The following is a 20,234-nucleotide window of genomic DNA, read 5'->3' as shown; positions in this document are numbered from 1 at the left end:
ATTGTATGAGGTGATTAAAATTTATAGAGAACCGATATTTTTACAGCCTGTTTTTCAAGAGCGAATTTGGGGTGGACAGAAGCTCCGTACTGAATTCAACTATGATATTCCGAATGAGAAGACTGGGGAAGCGTGGGTAATCTCTGCGCATCCCCACGGTTCTAGTATAATCGCGAATGGCGATCTTGCAGGAAAAACGCTTGCAGATGCATGGGAAAATCATGGAGAACTATTTAATAAGATTCCGTCCAACCAGGAGGAGTATCCATTACTGGTGAAAATTTTGGATGCTGATGCTGACCTTTCCGTACAAGTACACCCAGATGATACATTTGCACAGCAAGTAGAAGGGGTGCCGTATGGCAAGACAGAGTGCTGGTATGTGATTAGTGTAGAAGAAGATGCGGAACTTGTTATTGGCCACCATGCGAAAACGAAGGAAGAACTGACGCAGCTGGTTGATGACGGGGAATGGGACAAATTATTACGCCGTAAAAAGGTTAAGGCTGGCGATTTTGTCTATGTTCCGAGTGGTACTATTCATGCGATAGGAAAAGGAATTGTGATTCTCGAAACACAGCAAAGCTCTGATATTACGTATCGCGTTTATGACTACGATCGTACCGACGCGAATGGTCAAAAGCGCGAGCTACACTTAGATAGATCCATTGAAGTGACTACTGTGCCACATCAAGATGTGGCAAGCGACCAGCAAGAGGTCACAGTGGAAGATCTAGCTATTAAGAAGCTAACGGAAGCGGAGTATTTTACTGTTTATCATTGGAAGTTAACTGGTGATGCTGCCTTGAAGCTAGAACAGGACTTTTTACAGGTTAGTGTGATAGAAGGGAATGCTACAATTACAGTAGAGGGCAATACGTTTCCTTTAGGAAAAGGAGACCATTTTATTCTTCCGTATGGTGTTAAAGACTATCATCTGTCTGGGGATGCTGAGTTTATTGTATCGCATGTGTGATGGGGTAACACTCTCCACGCCCTGAATTTAACTTGGACAATAAAATCTTAGGTAATATAAGGAAGGTTTTCCACAACTAATTAATGTCGTGAGAAAACCTTCTTTTTTCGTGAGGACTATCTCTACCATGGTTTAATTAAAAAAATATCTATAGCCACACAATTTAATGGTATCATTAAATAAAAACAGGAAACCATAGGGGAAAAGTCCAATGACCTACAACTATTATTTATTTCTGCTGTTATTAATAGTCACAGCTTGTAACTTATATATTGCCGTCCTGGCATGGCGAAGAAGAGAAAATACGGTTGCCTTTTGTTTTTTCTTTGGCTTGCTGGCAAGTGCGCTTTACACGTTTGGATATGCCTTTGAAATAATGAGCACTGACCTGGAGCAAATAAAGTTCTGGCTAAAGATTGAGTATATTGGAATTTCATTTGGCGTGTTGTTATGGTTTTTTACGATTGCATTATATACCAATAGTAAAATTTTTCTCCGAAAATGGGTATTTTATATCATGGCCATTGTGCCTATTATCACCTTCATCAGTCATTACACAAATGATTGGCACCACTTATTCTATCGGGATATGGAAATGACGGAAACAATGGGGTTTTTGTTAGTGTCCACTACCGCTGGTCCGTTTTACATGCTGCATACCGTTTATAATTACCTTCTTGTCCTAATTGGAATGGCACTGCTTGTCAATATGTTAGTCAACGTACAAGCTCATTTGAAAAAGCAAGTAATTTTAATGTTGATAGGTTCCTGTGGCCCATTTGGAATAACCATTATCTATTTAAGTGGTGTCCTAAAGCCTTTGGATATCTCTCCGATAGGATTTCTTTTCTCTGGGGTTTTCTTTATGTGGGGAATTTACCAATTTAATATGCTGAATCTGGTACCTTACGCCTTGAAAAAGGTATTTGAATCGATGAAGGATGCTGTTATTGTATTGGATCTTGATAATACAATCAGTAGTTTTAATCTCTCTGCTAAGCAGATCTTTCCAGAGTTACAAGATAAAAAGGTTTTGGGACAAGAAGTCGTTCCATTCCTTTCAAAGTATCCAGAGCTATCGGAAATGATCGAAGCTGGATTTGTTAAGCATCAAAAAATAAAACTACAAAAACAGCAAAACACGAACTATTATCACGTATATATTTCCGATGTTTTGGATAAAAAGCAGAATCCTGTTGGAAGAATGCTAATGTTATCCGATATTACCGAAACGGTCCTGGCAGAGGAAAGATTAATCTCGAGTGCACAACAATTGAGTGAATTGAATGCCTTCAAGGATAAAATGTTTACAGTAATTGCCCACGATATACGAGACCCGCTTTCCATCCTGATGAATTTAGCTGAAATACAACGAGATGAATTGGAAGTACGTGGAGAGAAGCAGGATGATGTAACCGAGGAAATGGAAAAGCAAATTCGAAATACATTTACATTAGTTGAAGGATTGCTGGACTGGTTTAGAAGTCAAAAGGGTGGGATGACATTTAATCCGGTTTCTTGGAATTTGGCGAAAGCTTTTAAAAGCAATATGGATTTACTTCGTATCCAGCGGGAGCGAAAGCAAATTAATATGATTATGGAGATTCCGGAAGATTTGGTTATCCTAGCAGATAAGGAAATGCTAGACTTGATCATTCGAAATATATTATCCAATGCGATTAAATTCACCGACCATAATGGAACAATCCGAATAAAAGCAGAGAACTCAGATGGAAAAGCGGTAGTTGCCATCAGTGATACTGGAAAAGGTATACTTCCGGATAAGGCGCGGACATTATTACAGGATGAAGAGATACCAACATCATCTCTTGGAACTGCAGGTGAGAGAGGGATTGGCTTAGGATTATCATTATGTAAGCACTTTGTTCAAGTGAACGGCGGGAAAATGTGGTTCGAGAGTGTGCCGGATTTAGGGAGCACCTTCTATTTTTCCATCCCCATACCGACCGACGGATAGCTAACATGGCTAAGCAATAGGAAAGGGTGAGCATGATTGAAAGTAATAATAATCGATGATGAAAAAGCGATGCACTTAATCATGAAGAAGATGCTGGCGAAAGTTAATCAGGTCGAAATTGTCGGAAGTTTTTTCGATACGACAGAGGCGTTTTCCTTTTTGCGAAACAATGAGGTCGACATAGCGTTTGTTGATATTAGTATGCCATGGGAAAGTGGTCTTGATTTTGCCAAGCGTTTACGAGAAGCAGGAAACCAAATTAGACTCGTTTTCGTCACGTCTCATAAGGAATATGCACTTTCTGCTTTTGACGTATATGCCTATGATTACATTGTAAAGCCGTTGTCGCAAACGAGACTGCAGCAAACAATCGAGCGGATTCTCCTAGAAAATTCCGTAGAACAAGATGGCAGTGGAACAGAGGCACTCCCGCCACTTACAGAATCGCTAACCAAAAGAGAAGTAGAAATATTACGCTTGTTAAGTGATGGCATGTCAAACAAGGAGATCGCCTCGACCTATGCATTAACAGAAGGAACGGTAAAAAACCATCTCGTTAATATTTTTGGGAAGCTTCAGGTGAAAAACAGAGTACAAGCGACGGTCGTTGCAAAATTGCATAACCTGATAAACTAGTACCTATACAAAATTGGAGAAGAGCCTACAGAGGCTCTTTTGTTTTGAAAAAAATAGTAAAACCATTACTTTCGTTACATCTCAAGTGTACGGCTAATCTGTATACTGCTACTAGTGAACCAATATTAGACATTATTCTACATAATACGTGGATGAAAAAAGTGAGAGGAGAAACGTTATGAAAAAGATTAAATTTTCCGTGTTAGCTCTAGTAGTTGGGGTAGTAGCACAGATTAGTTTTAGTAATCAAGCAGAAGCAGCAGCGGGAGACAAAGTTGTTTTTGAAGACGATAATTTAGCAGAGGTAGTATCTAGTCAATTAGGTTTGGACGATGTTACAGAGGAAGATTTATTAGGATTATATGAAATTTATACGGATGCTAGTGTGAAAATAACCAGTCTTAAGGGGTTAGAGCACGCGGTAAACTTAGAATCTATTTCTATCGAATCAAGTGCAATAGCAGATTTTAGTCCCATTAGCGACTTAGAATACGTAGACTCATTAACAGTAAACAACAATGAAGTTTCTAATTCAAATTTAGTGGAGATCACTTCAGGATTACAAAATGTAAGTTATTTATCATTACAAGGAAATGGTATAAGTGATGTTTCTGCATTCGGTAAGCTATCTAACTTAGTAAGCCTGGATCTTTCAAATAACAATGTTAGTAAGCTATCAGGATTAACAGGGTTAACAAGTTTAACAACCCTTACGTTATCAAACAACAAGATTAGTGATTTAGTAGGGATCGACAAATTATCCCAGCTTACGACACTTTATTTGTCAGGTAATAGTGTTAAGGATGTTTCTTCACTAAGTAAGCTAACGAAATTGAGTAGCTTAAACTTAGATAATAATAACATTTCAACTATCGCAGGGCTTGAAAAATTAACGAATATATTTTGGTTGGATTTAAGCGGAAATAATATCTCGGACATATCACCGTTAGCAAAACTCAAAAACTTACAGATGTTATTACTTTCAAACAACAAAATTACGAATGTTAAAGCAATTACTGATTTATCTGGTTTATTCGGAGTTGCATTGGAACAAAATCCCTTAAATCTTAGCAAAGGTTCCGTTGCCTATCAAGACATTCAAACATTACTAAAGAAGAATGTGAGTGTTATACTGGACCGCGATACGGTTATCAAATTCAATACAAAAAAAGTAACAAGCAATTCAATCACCATTGATTGGTCTATCTTTGAAAATACGAAACAAGTTTCGAATAACCTTACATTATTCTTAGATGGTAAACAAGTGGCGGTTATCGATGATCCAAAGGTGACAGAATATACCTTTAAAAACTTAGAAAAAGGTAAAAAATATGAGATTAGAGTCGATTTTAACTTTAATTTACTAAATAGTGGTGGACCTGAATCTGTAACATTCAACGTGAAGGCAGAAGACGTAAAAGCTACGGAAAAAGTAATTGCAAAGCCAACAGTTGTAGGTAAAACGGCGACAATTACCTATGAAGATATTAATTCGGTACAAACGAATGGACAGCTTGTGCTTGATTTAAAAGATTATCAAGATAATCAAGTAAGCGTCCAATTAACGAGCGAGCAAGTTAAAATGCTACAGGAAAATAATGTGTCGATTGAAATTGCAAGGGAAGATGCTACTGTTTCCATCCCGGCTAGTATCCTAGGGGATAGTGAGGATGTCAATCTAGTAGTGGAAAGATTAGCAAAAGTAGAAGGCGCACTAGCTGCTACGTATGATTTCACAATCGAAACTGCTGATGGAAACATTTCAGAGTTCGCTTCACCAGTAACCCTTACATTTACTGTTGATGAAACAGCTGTTACGAATGGCGACAACGTTAAAGTTTGGTACCTCAATGAAACTACTGGGGAATGGGAATATATTGGCGGAACTTATGCTAATGGTGTCGTTACGGCCGAAACAACTCACTTTAGTACGTATACTGTATTTGAGAGAGAAGTCGAAAACGATGATCAAACAGGTGTGAAAAAAGAAAGCAATGGAACAAATGAAGGTAATGAACTACCGAATACTGCAACGAATACCCTTAACTGGATTATGTTTGGTTCATTATTCATTTTGTTAGCTGTTGGAATAATAGCTTATCAGATTAGAAAAGAAAGAGCGTAATACCGGATTTACTTCCTGCTTGTAGGAAGAAAGCTTTTTACTAGTACATGAAACTGTTAAAAAGGAGATGGAATTTTTATGGTACCAAAGGCAAAAAAACTCGGTATAAAAATAATTGTTGCACTCCTTCTTACATGTGGAATCGTAATTATTGTATATGGATCATGGCAATTAATAGATAGTAAAATGGCTCAAGCGAAGGCACTAGATATAGCGAAATCCAATGTACTATCAGAGTCTCCAGTACCAGTAAACGCTAATAAGGATTATCCTATAACCTATCAATATGAAAAAGGGGAAGTGTTTGGTGTCTTACTTATTCCTAGTATAGAAGCAGAACTTCCAATTATTGAGGGAACAGATCAAGAGGAACTTAAAAAAGGGGTAGGGCATTATATTGGATCAGCCTATCCAACCCAACAGGACCAAATTGTCCTTTCTGGTCATCGGGAGACAGTGTTCCAAAATTTAGGCGATCTAGTAGTCGGTGATCAAATTATCATTGAAATGCCAGACGCAGCCTACAGCTATGAAGTAACAAGCACTGACATTGTAGATGCTGCTGATCGTAACGTTATTCGCTCAACAGCACCAGATGAATTATTGACGTTAACTACTTGCTACCCATTCAATTTTATAGGCGATGCGCCAGAACGGTATATTATTTATGCAAAACCTGTCCAATCAAATCTGGTAGCAGCGGAATAAAACGTGTGGAGCAGTGTTAATATAATTAGTCTATGATAGTAAATTGGTCCTTTCTATTACCGTAACAATAATAGAAAGGACACTTTTTTATTTATAGGAATCAATCGTCCCTAGCGTTAGAATCATCACGAGAAGCAATTGCTCCTGATTCATCATCATGTTTCTTAAATCCTTTATCAAGCTGACCGGCATTCTCAATATCACCTGACATCGAGTAGCCTCCGATTTTTCCATTACCTGTAGTGCCATAAAGCCCCATACCACCAAGCTCAACCTTTAATTTTTCCGGTGTTTTATCCTTATTATCGCTCATATACGAAGCACCTCCTGTTAGTAGTGTGAGCTATAGCCGGATAAATATTCTGATGGAGTAGTATCTCCGCTAGACCGTCCACATCAGTAGAAAGTGGCATAGTATCAGCAGGTATTCTGGCAACATCAGCAGATATGCTCAACCATCAGCAGGAATCCGGCAACATCAGCAGATATACTCAAACATCAGCAGGAATCTGGCAACATCAGCAGATATGCTTAAATATCAGCACACAATCAGCACCAGATCGCATCCCACCTACCGCCGATTACTCTTCGGATCAAATGCATCCCGCAGCCCGTCACCAATAAAGTTAATGGCCAATACCGTTAACAAAATTCCTAATCCAGGTGGAATCCAGGCTTCTGGGTGATCACGGAGTATCCGGATGTTTTGTGCTTCTGATATCATATTGCCCCAGGTTGGTGTTGGCTGGGGAATACCCATTCCGATAAAGCTAAGACCGGACTCGACGATAATCATCGTTGCCATCATTAATGTAGCATTGACGATGATGGGACCGATGGCATTTGGAATAAAGTGTTTGAAAATAATACGAGTGTCACTTGCACCAATCGCGCGAGCGCCGAGAACGAATTCTTGTTCACGTAATGATAGAAAAGTCCCGCGGACGATTCTTGTTAATGTTGGCCATGTGGTGAGCGCGATAACGGTGACAAAAAGGGAAATCGTCACTTGTTCTAACAAAGCGATAATGGTTAACGCCAATACAATGAACGGAATGGCTAACACTAAATCAGCAAGTCGCATGATAATGTTATCAATTTTTCCACCGTAATACCCAGCGACAGCACCTGTGATAACACCAATAATTAACGTGAACAGCATGGCGCTAAAGCCGACAACGAGTGATATTCTAGCCCCGTATAATAAGCGTGCAAAATTATCACGACCAGAACCATCTGTACCAAGAATATGCTCCTCAGAAGGTGGCTTTTCAATTTTTAATAAATCGCCGTAAGTAGGATCATGACTGGTGAGTAACGGAGCAAAGATAGCACCTAATGTAATCAATGCTAGTACCACAATTCCAGCAATTGCTAGCTTGTTTTTCAAAAAACGCCTGATTGCCAACTGCATAGGACTTTGATAGCTGCTATTTTTTTTAGATTTCATTTTTCATTCACCTCAATCATAGCGAATTCTCGGATCGACGATACTGTAAAAAATATCAGCTAATAAGTTTCCAATTAGAATCGTTACCCCTAATAATAAGGTGATGGACATGATGACAGGATAGTCGCGATTGGTAATCGAGTTGATGAAGAGCGTCCCAAGGCCGGGATAACTGAAAACCTGCTCGGTAATTATGGCTCCGCTTAATAAAGCACCGAATTCAAAGCCCATTAAGGTAATGATGGGAATGATAGCGTTTCGCAAGGTATGCTTGTATAAGACATTTCGTGCTGACATTCCTTTTGCCTTTGCCGTTCGGATATAATCACTACCAAGGACATCAAGCACTTCGGAGCGCATATAGCGCATATAAGATGCGGTACTAGCAAGCCCTAATGTAATTCCGGGTAAGACCATATGATGGATTCGGTCAAAAACCTCCTGCATCCCAGAAACGCTAGCACCGGTTATCGTTCCTTGTGATGGGAACCATCCCAGTTTAATTGCGAAAAAGTAGATGGCAATCAGACCGAAGAAGAAATTGGGCACTGCAAGTCCAAAGAAGCCAAAGGTTGTTGCGCTATAATCTAAAACTGAATAGGGATTCCGTGCTGAGTAAATACCAATTGGAATCGCAACAATCAAAGTAATCGCTAGAGCAAACAATCCTAAATACAATGTGTTTGGAAGTCGTTCTAAAATAAGGCTGGCAACCGATCGGCCCTTGTAGTACATGGATTCACCAAAATCACCTTGGACAATTCGCTTCGCCCAATTAACATATTGAATAGGTATAGGGTCATTGAGTCCGAGTGCTTCGCGTTGTTGCTCAAAGACTTCAGGATTAATGTCAGGGTCTAATATTCTTCCAGTAAAGGGATCGCCTGGTGCTGCCTTTGCAAGTCCAAATACAATAATAGAAAGCACAATGAGCATCGGGATAAAAACAAGTATTCTTCTTATAATATATTTGTACAAATAAATCCCCCCTATGAAGGAGGAGGCTGGGACATAAGTAAAATGAGAAGATAAAAGGACGAATAATGCACTAATTCAGCGTAGGGAATATACGTAGACTCCTGCGGGAGGAAGGGCTTAGGTGAGACCCCGCAGTGCGTCAGCGCGAGGAGGCTCAGCAGCCCCCGCGGAAAGCGAAGTATATTCCCGGAGCGGGTATCGTGCACCAACGTTCGGATTTTATCTAACCATTAACACTTTTGTCCCAGCCCCTCATTGTTTTTTTACAAATCTCCTATTCAACTATTCAGCGTCTGTTACCCACCATAAATGTGGATCATTGTACATGGTAAACGGAAGGGCTTCTACACCTTGTAATCGTTCGTTATAAGCCCATAAGCTGTTTTGTGCATATAAGAGTAACGCTGGTAAGTCCTCTGAGAATAGCTTTTGCCATTCTTTATAGACTTCTGTTCGATATTCTTGGTCAAAGGCTTCTGGTGCTTGTAAAGCCTGTTGCATAAGTGCTTCGGAATCTGGATTGTTCCAGCGAGAGAAGTTATAAGCAGCTGTAGTGCCCCATAATCCAGTTGGATCTGGGTCTGCACTACCTAAGCTCCAGCCTAATAAGTAAAGATCCCAATCACTGTTATCATTCGTTAAATCCTCCACATAAGCAGACATTTCCTTTGGTTGACGAAGATTTACGTTAATCCCAACTTCCTCTAGCATTTGCTCAATTAGTGGTGCTGATTTTTCACGTAGTTCGTTTCCGGTAGGGTAATCGAAATTGATGACCCATTCATTGCCATCCGGGTCTTCACGGAAGCCGTCGTCATTTGTATCTACATAGCCTAATTCGTCTAGGATGGAAGCTGCCATATCTGGATCATACGTGTAGTTCGTCGTTTCACTTTCGTCATATGCCCAGAACTGCTTGGCGATTGGTGAGTTTAATATCGCACCGCGTCCATATAATAATCCTTCAATTAAGCCTTCTCGATTGATTGCATAGGCCATTGCTTGACGAATCCTTGGATCAGCAATTTTTTCATTTGGTACCCAATTTTCAGGAGTGATTGCGCCACTTTCCACATCTTCAGCTGTTCGGTGATTAACCTTGAATCCAAGTATTTGATAACCGAAATCAGGCTGCTCGATGATTTCAATATTTCCTAAAGCCTGCACGGTTTCATAATCTGCTGGTGGAATACCGTTTGGATCAGCGATGAAGTCAACTTCACCAGATTCCAGTAGTCCAGTCATGACAGATTGTGCAACGACACGCCAAACGATACTTTCAAGGTAAGGTGCGCCTTGCCAGTAATCTTCATTACGCTCCAGTACATATTGCTCGCGTTCGACCATTTCAGTAAATTTAAATGGACCAGTTCCTATGACAGCGCCCGCATCCCGTGATTCAGAAGCCTCTGGCATTTCAGCTACTGGAATATCGGCAAATACATGCTCTGGAATAATCGGGAAGCTCGCATAATACAACGGATTAATATTTGGTTCCGCAAATTTGAAGGTTACGGTGTAATCATCGACGGCTACGACACCTTGGAATTCATCGGTTTCCCCAGCTACATATTGTTCATAGCCGAGAAGCGGTGTGACATATGCAGTACGAATTCCGCCTGCTGTTACATAATCTGGATCAGACATGGCCTTATACGTGAACACGACGTCATCAGCAGTGAAGTCTTCTCCGTCGTGCCATTTTACGCCTTCCTCTAGGTACAAGGTTAATTCTGTCTGGTCTTCGTTTGTTTCCCAGTCGGTTGCAAGACCTGGAATAAATTCAAGGCTTTCATTTTGGCTAACTAAGCTTTCATGCGTAAACGATAGAATATTTGCCTCGTAGGATTCCTCATAAAAGATAGGGTTGAACATACCCGCAGGTGCGGAATACATGGCACCGGTTATCGTCCCGCCAGCAACTGGTTCTGCATTTTCCGCTTCGCCTTCTGTACCGCCTTCACTTTCTTCTTGTGCGGGATCCTGTGTCCCTTCCTCGGCATCATCTCCACAAGCGGCAAGGATAATTCCAAGCATGACTAGAAAAACAATTGCCAGTAAACCAAACTTGTTTTTAAACAATTTGTTTCCCCCTTTTTAAATAATATGAATGACTTGTATGGATTTTTATTACGTATAAAGGTGACAGGCGACAAAATGCTCATCCTCCCCAACCTTTGTTAAATCAGGTCGATCCACTGCGCAGCGTTCATGGGCTTTTGGACACCGGGTGCGAAATGGACAGCCTGATGGTGGATGAACAGCGCTTGGTAAGTCCCCTTCAATACGTATCTTTTCTCTTTTCTGGTTAGTACCGTCCAAATCTACTTCCGGAATGGACGCTAACAGTCCCTGTGTATACGGGTGTAATGCATTATTGTAAAGAGCTTGTTTCGGTGCAATTTCCACAATTCTCCCTAGGTACATGACGGCAATCCGGTCACTTATATGCTTCACAACACTAAGATCATGTGCGATGAAAAGGTAGGTTAACGATAGCTCATCCTGTAAATCCTTCATTAAATTCAATACCTGTGCTTGAATGGAGACATCTAATGCGGAAACAGGTTCATCGCAAATTACTAGCTTTGGATTGATAATAAGTGCTCGTGCAATACTGATCCGTTGGCGCTGACCCCCTGAGAACTCATGCGGATATTTAAGCCGATCCTCCGCTCGCAAGCCAACTTTTTCCATCATTGCAATCGCCTTTTCTTTTCGTTCGGCTTTTGATAGGGAAGTTTGCACGAGTAATGGTTCCTCAATGAGCTCTGCAACACTCATCTTCGAATTGAGCGATCCAAATGGGTCTTGGAACACCATTTGCATATCGCGTCTGAATGGTCTCACCTTTCGTGCCGTAAGTCCTGAAATGTCTTTACCTTCAAAGTGAATTTCACCATCAGTTGGATCCAGTAGTCGTAAAATAACGCGACCTAGTGTTGATTTTCCAGAACCGGATTCTCCAACAATTCCAACGGTCTCTCCCTTATAAACGGAGAACGAAACATCATCAACTGCTTTTAAATGACCAACTGTTCGCTTGAAAATCCCTCCTTTGATTGGAAAATATTTTTTTATATGAAGAACGTCTAGGAGCTTCTCGTCTTTGAATGGAAGATTAGGTGTTGGACTCGACACTCTGCATTTCCTCCTTTTCGTAAAGATAGCAGCGTACGACATGGTTGTTTGTTATTTCAATTAAATCTGGATTGGAGTGCTTGCATTTTTCCATGGCAAATGGACAACGAGTATAAAATCGACAGCCAGTAGGAAGGTCGTATGCCGGAGGAACGGTTCCCTTGATCGTTCCTAGACGGTCAACATCTTCTTTTAGGTTAGGCAGGCTTTCTAGTAATCCCTTCGTATAGGGATGTTTCGTGGTACGCAATAATTCTCTAGTTGGGGCCTCTTCCACAATTTGTCCACCATACATGACTAACACACGATCTGCGTATTCGGATACGATGCCAAGGTCATGGGTAATGAGTAGCAATGCCATATCCAGTTCTTCCTTCATTTCTACCATTAAATCTAGAATTTGGGCTTGTATAGTGACATCTAAGGCTGTTGTTGGTTCATCTGCGATTAGGAGCTTTGGGTGGCAGGAAATAGCCATGGCAATCATAACGCGTTGACGCATTCCGCCAGAGAGTTGATGTGGGTACTCGTGAATTATTTCGTCTGCTCGAGATATTCCAACGGTTTTTAATAGATTGATAGCCTCTAGTTGGGCTTCTTGTTTCGTCATGCTTCGATGCTTCCGGAGCGTTTCTGTTAATTGGTTTCCGATGGTGAATACGGGATTTAAGGCGGTCATTGGTTCCTGGAACACCATTGCGATTTCATTTCCACGTAGTTTTGTCATTTGTTTTGCTGATAGATTCGTAAGGTCTTGCTGGTTTAACGTGATGGTTCCTTCCACTATTTCGCCAGGCTTCTCGATTAGTTTCATGATGGATAGTGCAGTAATACTTTTTCCACTACCAGATTCTCCAACTATTGCTACTGTTTCTCCAGGTTGGACAGTAAAAGAAACACCATCAACAGCTTTTGCAATTTTTTTCTGGTCCAAGTAAAAATACGTTTTTAATTGATTAACAGCTAGAAGCGGATTTGGCCTCATGAAAGACACCCCAATCATTAGTTAGTACGTGTTACGGTAATATACTCTCTGCTTTTTTCTTCTCTCTAGTTGGCGAAGGTTTCTGGTATTCGTAACATACTATGACAGGTCGTTTACTATTATTCATCGTAATAGTAAAAGTGGCTTGTTTATTAGATTTTTTTGGTTAAATGTAGTACGAAAGAGCGTGTATACAATTTTTCTTAGTAAGACGAATAGGAAAGTATGACCATGCAAATTCAAATATTGAACGACAGGTGATACACTGTAGAAAAGAAGAAAATTCGAGGTGTGATTTATGGATCTAAGAACCTATTTAACATTAGATGCTACTGACATGGCAGCATTAATTCGAAATAGAGAAGTAACACCAAGGGAGCTAGTGTCTTTAAGCTTCCGGCAATTAGAAAAGGTTAATCCAGCTTTAAACGCCGTTGTTCACGAGCGGAAAGAAAAAGCATTACAGGAAGCAGAAAGCATCACAGTAGATTCTAGTGGTTTTAGTGGGGTGCCATTTTTACTGAAAAACATCTCCCAACGATTAAAAGGGGAGCCGTTAACGTCAGGCTCTAGGCTACTTCGGTCTAGCTTTGCTAAGCAAAATTCGAACTATGTGGACAAGCTTCAACAAGCAGGTTTTATCTTTTTGGGTCATACGAATACACCTGAATTCGGATTGAAAAATATATCAGAACCCGTTCTATATGGCCCTTCGAGAAATCCGTGGAATGTAGAACACTCTCCAGGTGGATCAAGTGGCGGTACGGCTGCTGCGATTGCGGCTGGTATTGTACCAATGGCAGGAGCTAGTGACGGTGGTGGATCAATCCGTATTCCAGCGTCATTTTCTGGCTTGTTCGGCTTGAAACCAACACGAGGTCGCACCCCTGTTGGACCAGGTGTAGGACGACAATGGCAAGGCGCATCGATTGATTTTGCCTTATCACGGACAGTTCGAGATAGTGCGGCATTACTCGATATGGTGCAGGTAGTTCAACCAGAAGCGGCGTTTCAGACCCCGCTATTCCCTGGAAGCTTCCAGAAGCAGATGGCACAACCGTTTAATCAAAAGTTACGAATTGCGTTTTCAACGAAATCTCCGGTCGGAACGCCTGTATCAAACGATGCAGAGTCAGCTGTTAAACAAGTTGTCACGTGGTTGGAAGCACAAGGTCATCATGTGGAGGAAAAAGAAAATGGCGTGGATGGCATTCAATTAATGCGTAATTACTACTTGATGAACTGTGGCGAAATTTCAGCCATGGTGGTTGAATTAGAGGCATTACAGGGGCGGGAGTTGACCGCGGATGATATGGAAATTGAAACGTGGTTAATGAATGTTGCTGGAAAATCAGTCAGTGCAGCTGAGTTTACGGCAAGCCTAGCTGCTTGGGATACAGCCGCAGCACAAATGGCCGAACTCCATCGGGAATATGATTTTTACATCACACCAGCTACTGCGTATACAGCACCAAAAGTCGGGGAGCTAACGCATTCTGCCGACGCGCAAGCAGAGCTTCGTGAACGGGTTGCCCGATTAGATAAGAGCGGCCAACAAGCGTTAATTTATGACATGTTCCTACCGAGCTTAACCTATACACCATTTACCCAGCTGGCTAATTTAACCGGACAACCAGCTGTTTCACTTCCGGTTTATCAGTCCGCAGAAGGCTTACCACTTGGCGTGCAGGTAATGGCATCTAAAGGGGAAGAGCATCGTCTGTTACAGCTCGCCTATCAACTAGAGCAATCAGGCCTGTGGATAGATGTGATGGGGAATCCAATTTTGAGTGAGGCAGTGGATGTGAGAGGGTAGGTGTGGTTGAGTGCTGACGCGGGGTTTGTGCTATGGTACTGGGAACTCGGGGGTGCGGGTACCCTCGCTGGCTGGTGGGGTAGGCAAGGTCGGCTAGTGTAGGAGGGCTGGGCAGGATCGTTTCAGCAGAAAAAGCGGTGGTATCAGCAGATATATGGAAACATCAGCAGAAAACGTGGTGGTATCAGCAGATATATGGGAATATCAGCAGAAAAAGCAGAAGTATCAGCAGATATTTTAGGATATCAGCAGAAATCCGGAAACATCAGCCATTATCCTGAAATATCAGCAGATGCCATTAACCTAAGGAGTAGGAACATCGCTCGAAATCCAGAAGTATCGCCCGAACCAGCAGAATATCGCTCGAAATCCAGAAGTATCGCCCGAACCAGCAGAATATCGCTCGAAATCCAGAAGTATCGCCCGAACGAGCGGAACATCGCTCGAAATCTAGAAGTATCGCCCGAACCAGCAGAACATCGCCCGAAATCCAGAAGTATCGCCCGAACCAGCGGAACATCGCCCGAAATCTAGAAGTATCGCCCGAACCAGCGGAACATCGCCCGAACCTCCAGAAACATCGCCCGTCCACCAAACCAGCGCCAAACCAGCGCCCAAGACAAAAGCCCAATTCTCTCCAGAATGGGCTTTTTTTCATCAAAAAGAGGTTTAGGGAACTGTTTTTCTGAAAATAATATATATTAAGTATCCTTTTACTAACGCGTGGATTTTTAGTATAGTTAAAGGGTACTAGTAATTTATGCAGAGGGGCGTTTAGAGGATGCAGGAGACTATGGTATATAACGAAAAAATCGAGAAAGTAATGGCGAACATTAACAAAGTAATGATTGGAAAAGAAGATGTTGCTGTTTTAAGTTTAGTGGCCTTGCTTGCGGAAGGTCACGTATTGTTAGAGGATGTTCCGGGTGTTGGGAAAACAATGCTTGTACGAACACTTGCTAAATCACTGGATTGTGATTTTAAACGAATTCAATTTACACCTGATTTACTGCCTTCAGATGTAACTGGCGTATCGATCTACAACCCGAAAGAAATGGAATTTGAATTTCGTGGTGGACCAATTTTAGGAAATATCGTGCTAGCAGATGAAATAAATCGTACTTCCCCTAAGACACAATCTGCCCTACTCGAAGGTATGGAAGAAAAAAGTGTCACGGTAGATGGAAAAACAATTCCACTCCATAAACCTTTCTTTGTTATGGCTACACAAAATCCTATCGAATACGAAGGTACGTATCCACTTCCAGAAGCTCAACTTGATCGCTTTATTTTAAAGTTAACAATGGGTTATCCAACCTTGCAAGATGAGTTGGAGCTACTAGAGAGAACATCAAAAGATCACCCCATCGAAACAATTTCACCGGTAATGACAAAAGAGGAATTAGTGTTAATACAAGAAGAAGTTCGCAATGTGTATATGGAGAAAAATGTGCAGCAATACATCGTTAACCTCATACGGGAAACACGGAATCATGATGCTGTTTTTCTGGGTGTCAGTCCACGTGGATCGATTGCTTTAATGAAGGCAGCAAAAGCGTATGCTTATATCGCAGGGCGTGATTATGTGCTTCCGGACGATGTGAAATATTTAGCACCATATGTATTAACCCATCGGATGATCCTAACCTCTGAAGCAAAATATGATGGTAAAACAGCAAGACAAATTGTGGAGGAAATTGTCAAACAAACATTTGTACCAATTCGAAAGGAATTTAGTTGATGAACCAGTCGTTTCTGTTTTTACGTAATCTTCTCTTCAGTCTGGTTTTGTTTCTATTACTATTTGCTTATGCAATGTTTCAAGGGGGATTTACGAGCTGGTTCTTGTTTTTTAGCTTTCTACCAATCTTTTTATATCTAATCGGATTATCGTTGTATCCGATATCGAGGTGGAAGGTTCAACGATTGATGAAGCGCCATGTGGTGGCAACAGGGGATCATTTAACCGTGACCATTAAGATTAATAGAACGCTACCCTTTCCGATTCATTATTGTATCGTAGAGGAAGTCTTACCGAAGAGCTTAAATCGTGTCGATATAAGGCATGCGAAGTATCAGTATTTAGAGCATCCGAACAAGTTATTCACAAGTAGGCATTTTAAAAAGATAATTTTTCCGTGGTTCAAGCGGAATATGGAAATTGTCTATGAGTTAGATCAGCTCCCACGAGGAAATCATGTGCTTCCAGCTATCCGGGTGAAAATTGGTGATATATTCGGGTTAGTGAAAAAGGAGCATATCTATCCTGTTACAAGTGAATTAATGGTTTATCCAGTAGAAAGAGCTGTTCAAATGGTGGAAAAAATGAACAGTTATGAACAGGGATCTATTGCATCATTGGCAATGAATTTAAAGAATACAAATGTTGCGACCGGAATTCGGGAATACATGCCTGGTGATAAGTTTTCTTGGATTGATTGGAAGCAAACGGCTAAGAAAAACGATGTGATGACTAAGGAATTTGAACAGGAAAAAAGTACCGATACATTGATTGTTTTAGATAATTGCTATTACAAGGGAATGAATCTATTAGCCTATGAAGCTACAGTTGAGATGAGTATCTCGTTAATGGACACGATTCGCAGACAGGCTTCTCAAGTAGGGTTCCTATCGATTGGGACAGATACTGTATTTTTTCCGGTAAAGCATGACCCAACGAAAATGGAATGGATACGCAGGCATTTAACACAGGTACAACCAAGTTCCAATTATGCATTTTCGAAAAAACTAAAAGAAGAAATGCTGAAAATCACGAGTAGTTTTTACGTTATTTTAGTAACGACGCATCTAGATGAGCAGCTGAAAGATACACTTGGGCATGTGAGGCTACGTGAAAAGAAGCTTATGATTATGTTTATTCAAGCGGAAAAACGAGTTTCCATGCAGGAGCACCGAATTATCCAGCAATTACGCAATGAAGGAATTAGTGTATGCCTGTTGACAGAGAAAGAATTAGTCCAGGACCCGATTGAGGTGAAAACATTGTGAGACGATTCAAACAATCCAATACCCCATTCATTTATACAACTATTTTGTATATAGCTGGACTTTTGTTGTTTTTTGAATGGTTATATCCGATTGAAGAGGTAACCGATACAGCTTATATTGGTGTCTTTATTCTTTATACGTTGTTATGTTGCTTTATTACCCTGCTACAGGTAAAATGGTGGATTACGGTTCCTGTAAAAGGGTTCGGTATTATTGTCGTTTTACATGGGATTTTTGCATCAAAACTTCCGGACAAAAGCTTCCTTGGTAGTGTGTTTTCGGACTTGATGTTTAATGTTGAGGCATTAATTGCAAGAGAATGGTTTAACCTAACAGACATGTTTCGGACGCTGTTGTTTTTACTCGTCATTTGGTTGATGAGCTATTTACTATACTATTGGTTTGTACAAATGAAGCATGTATTAGTGTTTAGTATTTTGACCTTTATTTTCGTGACACTGCTAGATACCTTCACAGTCTATCAAGCAAATTGGGCTATTTTTCGGACGTTTGTTATTTCTTTTCTAGCGTTAGGTCTAGCAAATGTATTAAAGGAGATGCAACGGGAAAATATTCAATCCAATGGCATGCGAGTAAGGTCTATTTGGATTCTGCCGTTGATTGCTATGGTGCTATTTTCATCGATGGTAGGATATACTGCACCAAAGTTTGAAGCGCAATGGCCTGATCCAGTTCCATTTCTGAAAAGTGCCTCCGGTGGAATTGGCGGTGTCGGTGGATTTGGTATCCAAAAGGTTGGCTACGGAGAAGATGATTCACGGCTAGGTGGGTCATTCGTCCAGGATTATAGCTCTGTATTTCAAGCCTATATGACGAAACCAAGTTATTTCCGGATTGAGTCCAAGGATGTCTATACCGGAAAAGGCTGGATTACCTCTGATAATGCCACGTATAGTGAACAAGCAGCAGAGGAAATTTCATTGGAGACGTTCGATCCAGCATTAGAAACGGAGCAATTGGATGTCTCATTAGTTTTCTCAGGTGATACACAAATTCCGAAGCTTATTTATCCGTACGGTATCCGTCAGGTGGAACTGGGTAATCCGGATGTGAGCTTATTAGTAAATGAGAACTCTGGAGAAATTCGAACAGAGCTATTGCAAGAAGAAACTAGTTTAGAGGGTTACAGGATTGAATATGATTATCCAGCCTATCCCATAGATACAATGCGTGAGGAGCTACCGATCGAGGATCCTGAACTTTTAGCACAATATACACAGCTTCCACAATCATTACCGGACAGGATTACTGAGTTAGCACAAGAGATTACCATAAACTTTGACTCGCCATATGATAAGGTTCGTGCTGTGGAAAGCTATTTTAGTGCCAATGGATATGAGTACCAAACGACAGATGTGGCAGTACCAGGAATTAACCAAGATTATGTGGATCAGTTTTTATTTGAAACAAAAGTAGGCTATTGTGATAACTTTTCCTCAGCCATGGTTGTAATGCTTCGTACACTGGATATACCAGCTAGATGGGTTAAGGGCTTTACGAGTGGGGAAAAGGCACAGGAAAATATCGATGACAGTGGCTATGATGTTTATCAGGTAACAAATGCGAATGCACATTCTTGGGTAGAAGTATATTTTCCACAAGTAGGTTGGGTACCATTTGAACCGACACAGGGCTTTGATGTACCGAATGATTTTGCGGTGGATACTAGTAATGACGAGGAAGACCCATTAGAAGCGCCAGAAGTTCAGCAGCAACCTGAAAAGCCAGAGCAAGCAGAGGAAGAAGCTGTAGAAGTGAGTGGTCAGAAAAAGGATACAGATTCATTTACGTTAGAGTTGACCTGGGTGCATGGTGTCATTGCGGCAGTTATTCTCCTACTAGTTCTTGTGCTTGCTTATTGGAAGAGGTATCAGATTCAAGTCTATTTTATCGAGAGAAAAATTCGGAAACGTCAGGATGCAGCTACGTATCAACAAGCCTATCACTATGTTCTGAAGCTATTGAAGCACAAAGGATTTAGCAAGAAGCCAGATCAGACGTTACGAGAATTTGCGAAACGGATTGATAGTTGGTATGGCAGTGATGAAATGGGGCGCCTAACAGCGAACTATGAACGGTTAATCTATCAAAATGGTGGAAACCTTGTTGCTGAACAGGAAATGTCTAATTTATGGAAAAATTTAATCAACCGTATATTGGGTTGACCTAGGTAGCGAAGGCTAGTAAAATAGGTTTAACTTTTAAACTTAAATAGTAATCGCCTTTCGTATATCCTCGATAATATGGATCGAAAGTCTCTACCGGGGCACCGTAAATGCTCTGACTATGAAGGCGGAATATCTAGATTTTTTGGAATCTGGATTTCTGCCTTTTTCTAGTTGTGTAGTGTAATCTGCATGCTTAGAATAAGGAGAAATTCAGATTTTTTTTATTTAATAATAGTTGGGAGA

At 40.9% G+C, this 20,234-nt stretch carries 16 protein-coding genes and 1 riboswitch; of the genes, 10 read left to right on the top strand and 6 right to left on the bottom strand.

The annotated features are described in order from the left end of the window. Positions 1-19: 19 nt before the first annotated feature. The 5 genes from manA to JF53_RS11065 all read left to right on the top strand — a co-directional run bounded on the left by manA (position 20) and on the right by JF53_RS11065 (position 6,423). Positions 20-976: a mannose-6-phosphate isomerase, class I gene (gene manA / locus JF53_RS11085; RefSeq protein ID WP_047979597.1), complete on the top strand. Its 957-nt coding sequence runs from the start codon at positions 20-22 to the stop codon at positions 974-976. 211 nt (positions 977-1,187) lie between these two features. After that, on the top strand, positions 1,188-2,954 hold the full coding sequence (locus JF53_RS11080; RefSeq protein ID WP_047979545.1) for a sensor histidine kinase: 1,767 nt from the start codon (positions 1,188-1,190) through the stop codon (positions 2,952-2,954). 36 nt (positions 2,955-2,990) lie between these two features. Next, complete coding sequence (locus JF53_RS11075) at positions 2,991-3,590, top strand: response regulator transcription factor (RefSeq protein ID WP_047979546.1); 600 nt, start codon at positions 2,991-2,993, stop codon at positions 3,588-3,590. 178 nt (positions 3,591-3,768) lie between these two features. Further along, on the top strand, positions 3,769-5,715 hold the full coding sequence (locus tag JF53_RS11070) for a leucine-rich repeat domain-containing protein (protein WP_053071813.1): 1,947 nt from the start codon (positions 3,769-3,771) through the stop codon (positions 5,713-5,715). Between the two features lie 78 nt (positions 5,716-5,793). After that, positions 5,794-6,423, top strand: a complete 630-nt coding sequence (locus JF53_RS11065; protein ID WP_047979547.1) for a class D sortase — start codon at positions 5,794-5,796, stop codon at positions 6,421-6,423. Positions 6,424-6,523: 100 nt separating this feature from the next. Here the strand turns inward: JF53_RS11065 and JF53_RS11060 are convergent, their stop codons facing one another. The 6 genes from JF53_RS11060 to JF53_RS11035 all read right to left on the bottom strand — a co-directional run bounded on the left by JF53_RS11060 (position 6,524) and on the right by JF53_RS11035 (position 12,977). Continuing rightward, positions 6,524-6,736 carry a hypothetical protein gene (locus JF53_RS11060; protein WP_047979548.1) on the bottom strand — a complete coding sequence of 71 codons (213 nt, stop codon included), beginning with the start codon at positions 6,734-6,736 and terminating at the stop codon, positions 6,524-6,526. 258 nt (positions 6,737-6,994) lie between these two features. After that, positions 6,995-7,873, bottom strand: coding sequence for an oligopeptide ABC transporter permease (gene opp4C, locus JF53_RS11055; RefSeq protein WP_047979549.1), 879 nt, complete (start codon positions 7,871-7,873; stop codon positions 6,995-6,997). Between the two features lie 12 nt (positions 7,874-7,885). After that, on the bottom strand, positions 7,886-8,851 hold the full coding sequence (locus JF53_RS11050; RefSeq protein WP_047979550.1) for an ABC transporter permease: 966 nt from the start codon (positions 8,849-8,851) through the stop codon (positions 7,886-7,888). Positions 8,852-9,133: 282 nt separating this feature from the next. Further along, positions 9,134-10,933, bottom strand: a complete 1,800-nt coding sequence (locus JF53_RS11045) for a peptide-binding protein (protein WP_047979551.1) — start codon at positions 10,931-10,933, stop codon at positions 9,134-9,136. 48 nt (positions 10,934-10,981) lie between these two features. After that, a complete protein-coding gene (locus JF53_RS11040) occupies positions 10,982-11,992 on the bottom strand; it encodes an ABC transporter ATP-binding protein (RefSeq protein WP_047979552.1) in 1,011 nt (336 codons plus the stop codon). After that, entirely contained in the window at positions 11,973-12,977 is a 1,005-nt protein-coding gene (locus tag JF53_RS11035) for an ABC transporter ATP-binding protein (protein WP_047979553.1), read from the bottom strand. The genes JF53_RS11040 and JF53_RS11035 overlap by 20 nt, the downstream gene beginning before the upstream one ends. A 298-nt stretch (positions 12,978-13,275) precedes the next feature. Here JF53_RS11035 and JF53_RS11030 point away from each other — a divergent pair, with 298 nt between their 5' ends. From JF53_RS11030 to JF53_RS11010, 5 genes are all read left to right on the top strand, one after another. Next, complete coding sequence (locus tag JF53_RS11030) at positions 13,276-14,793, top strand: amidase (RefSeq protein ID WP_047979554.1); 1,518 nt, start codon at positions 13,276-13,278, stop codon at positions 14,791-14,793. 195 nt (positions 14,794-14,988) lie between these two features. After that, entirely contained in the window at positions 14,989-15,327 is a 339-nt protein-coding gene (locus JF53_RS11025; protein WP_047979555.1) for a hypothetical protein, read from the top strand. Between the two features lie 247 nt (positions 15,328-15,574). Beyond that, a complete protein-coding gene (locus tag JF53_RS11020) occupies positions 15,575-16,534 on the top strand; it encodes an AAA family ATPase (RefSeq protein WP_047979556.1) in 960 nt (319 codons plus the stop codon). Beyond that, positions 16,534-17,802 (top strand): DUF58 domain-containing protein, encoded by a 1,269-nt coding sequence (locus JF53_RS11015; protein WP_047979557.1) that lies wholly within the window; start codon positions 16,534-16,536, stop codon positions 17,800-17,802. The genes JF53_RS11020 and JF53_RS11015 overlap by 1 nt, the downstream gene beginning before the upstream one ends. Continuing rightward, positions 17,799-19,988: a DUF4129 domain-containing transglutaminase family protein gene (locus JF53_RS11010; protein ID WP_053071814.1), complete on the top strand. Its 2,190-nt coding sequence runs from the start codon at positions 17,799-17,801 to the stop codon at positions 19,986-19,988. Before JF53_RS11015 ends, JF53_RS11010 begins: the two co-directional genes overlap by 4 nt. 40 nt (positions 19,989-20,028) lie before the next feature. Continuing rightward, positions 20,029-20,130, top strand: a riboswitch (purine riboswitch). Positions 20,131-20,234 lie beyond the last annotated feature (104 nt).

Origin of the sequence: Ornithinibacillus contaminans (genome assembly GCF_001038425.2) — a bacterium.
GTDB classification, from domain to species: domain Bacteria; phylum Bacillota; class Bacilli; order Bacillales; family Amphibacillaceae; genus Ornithinibacillus; species Ornithinibacillus contaminans.
Note: the sequence above shows the minus strand (reverse complement) of the source record. Positions and strands in the feature narration are given on the sequence as shown.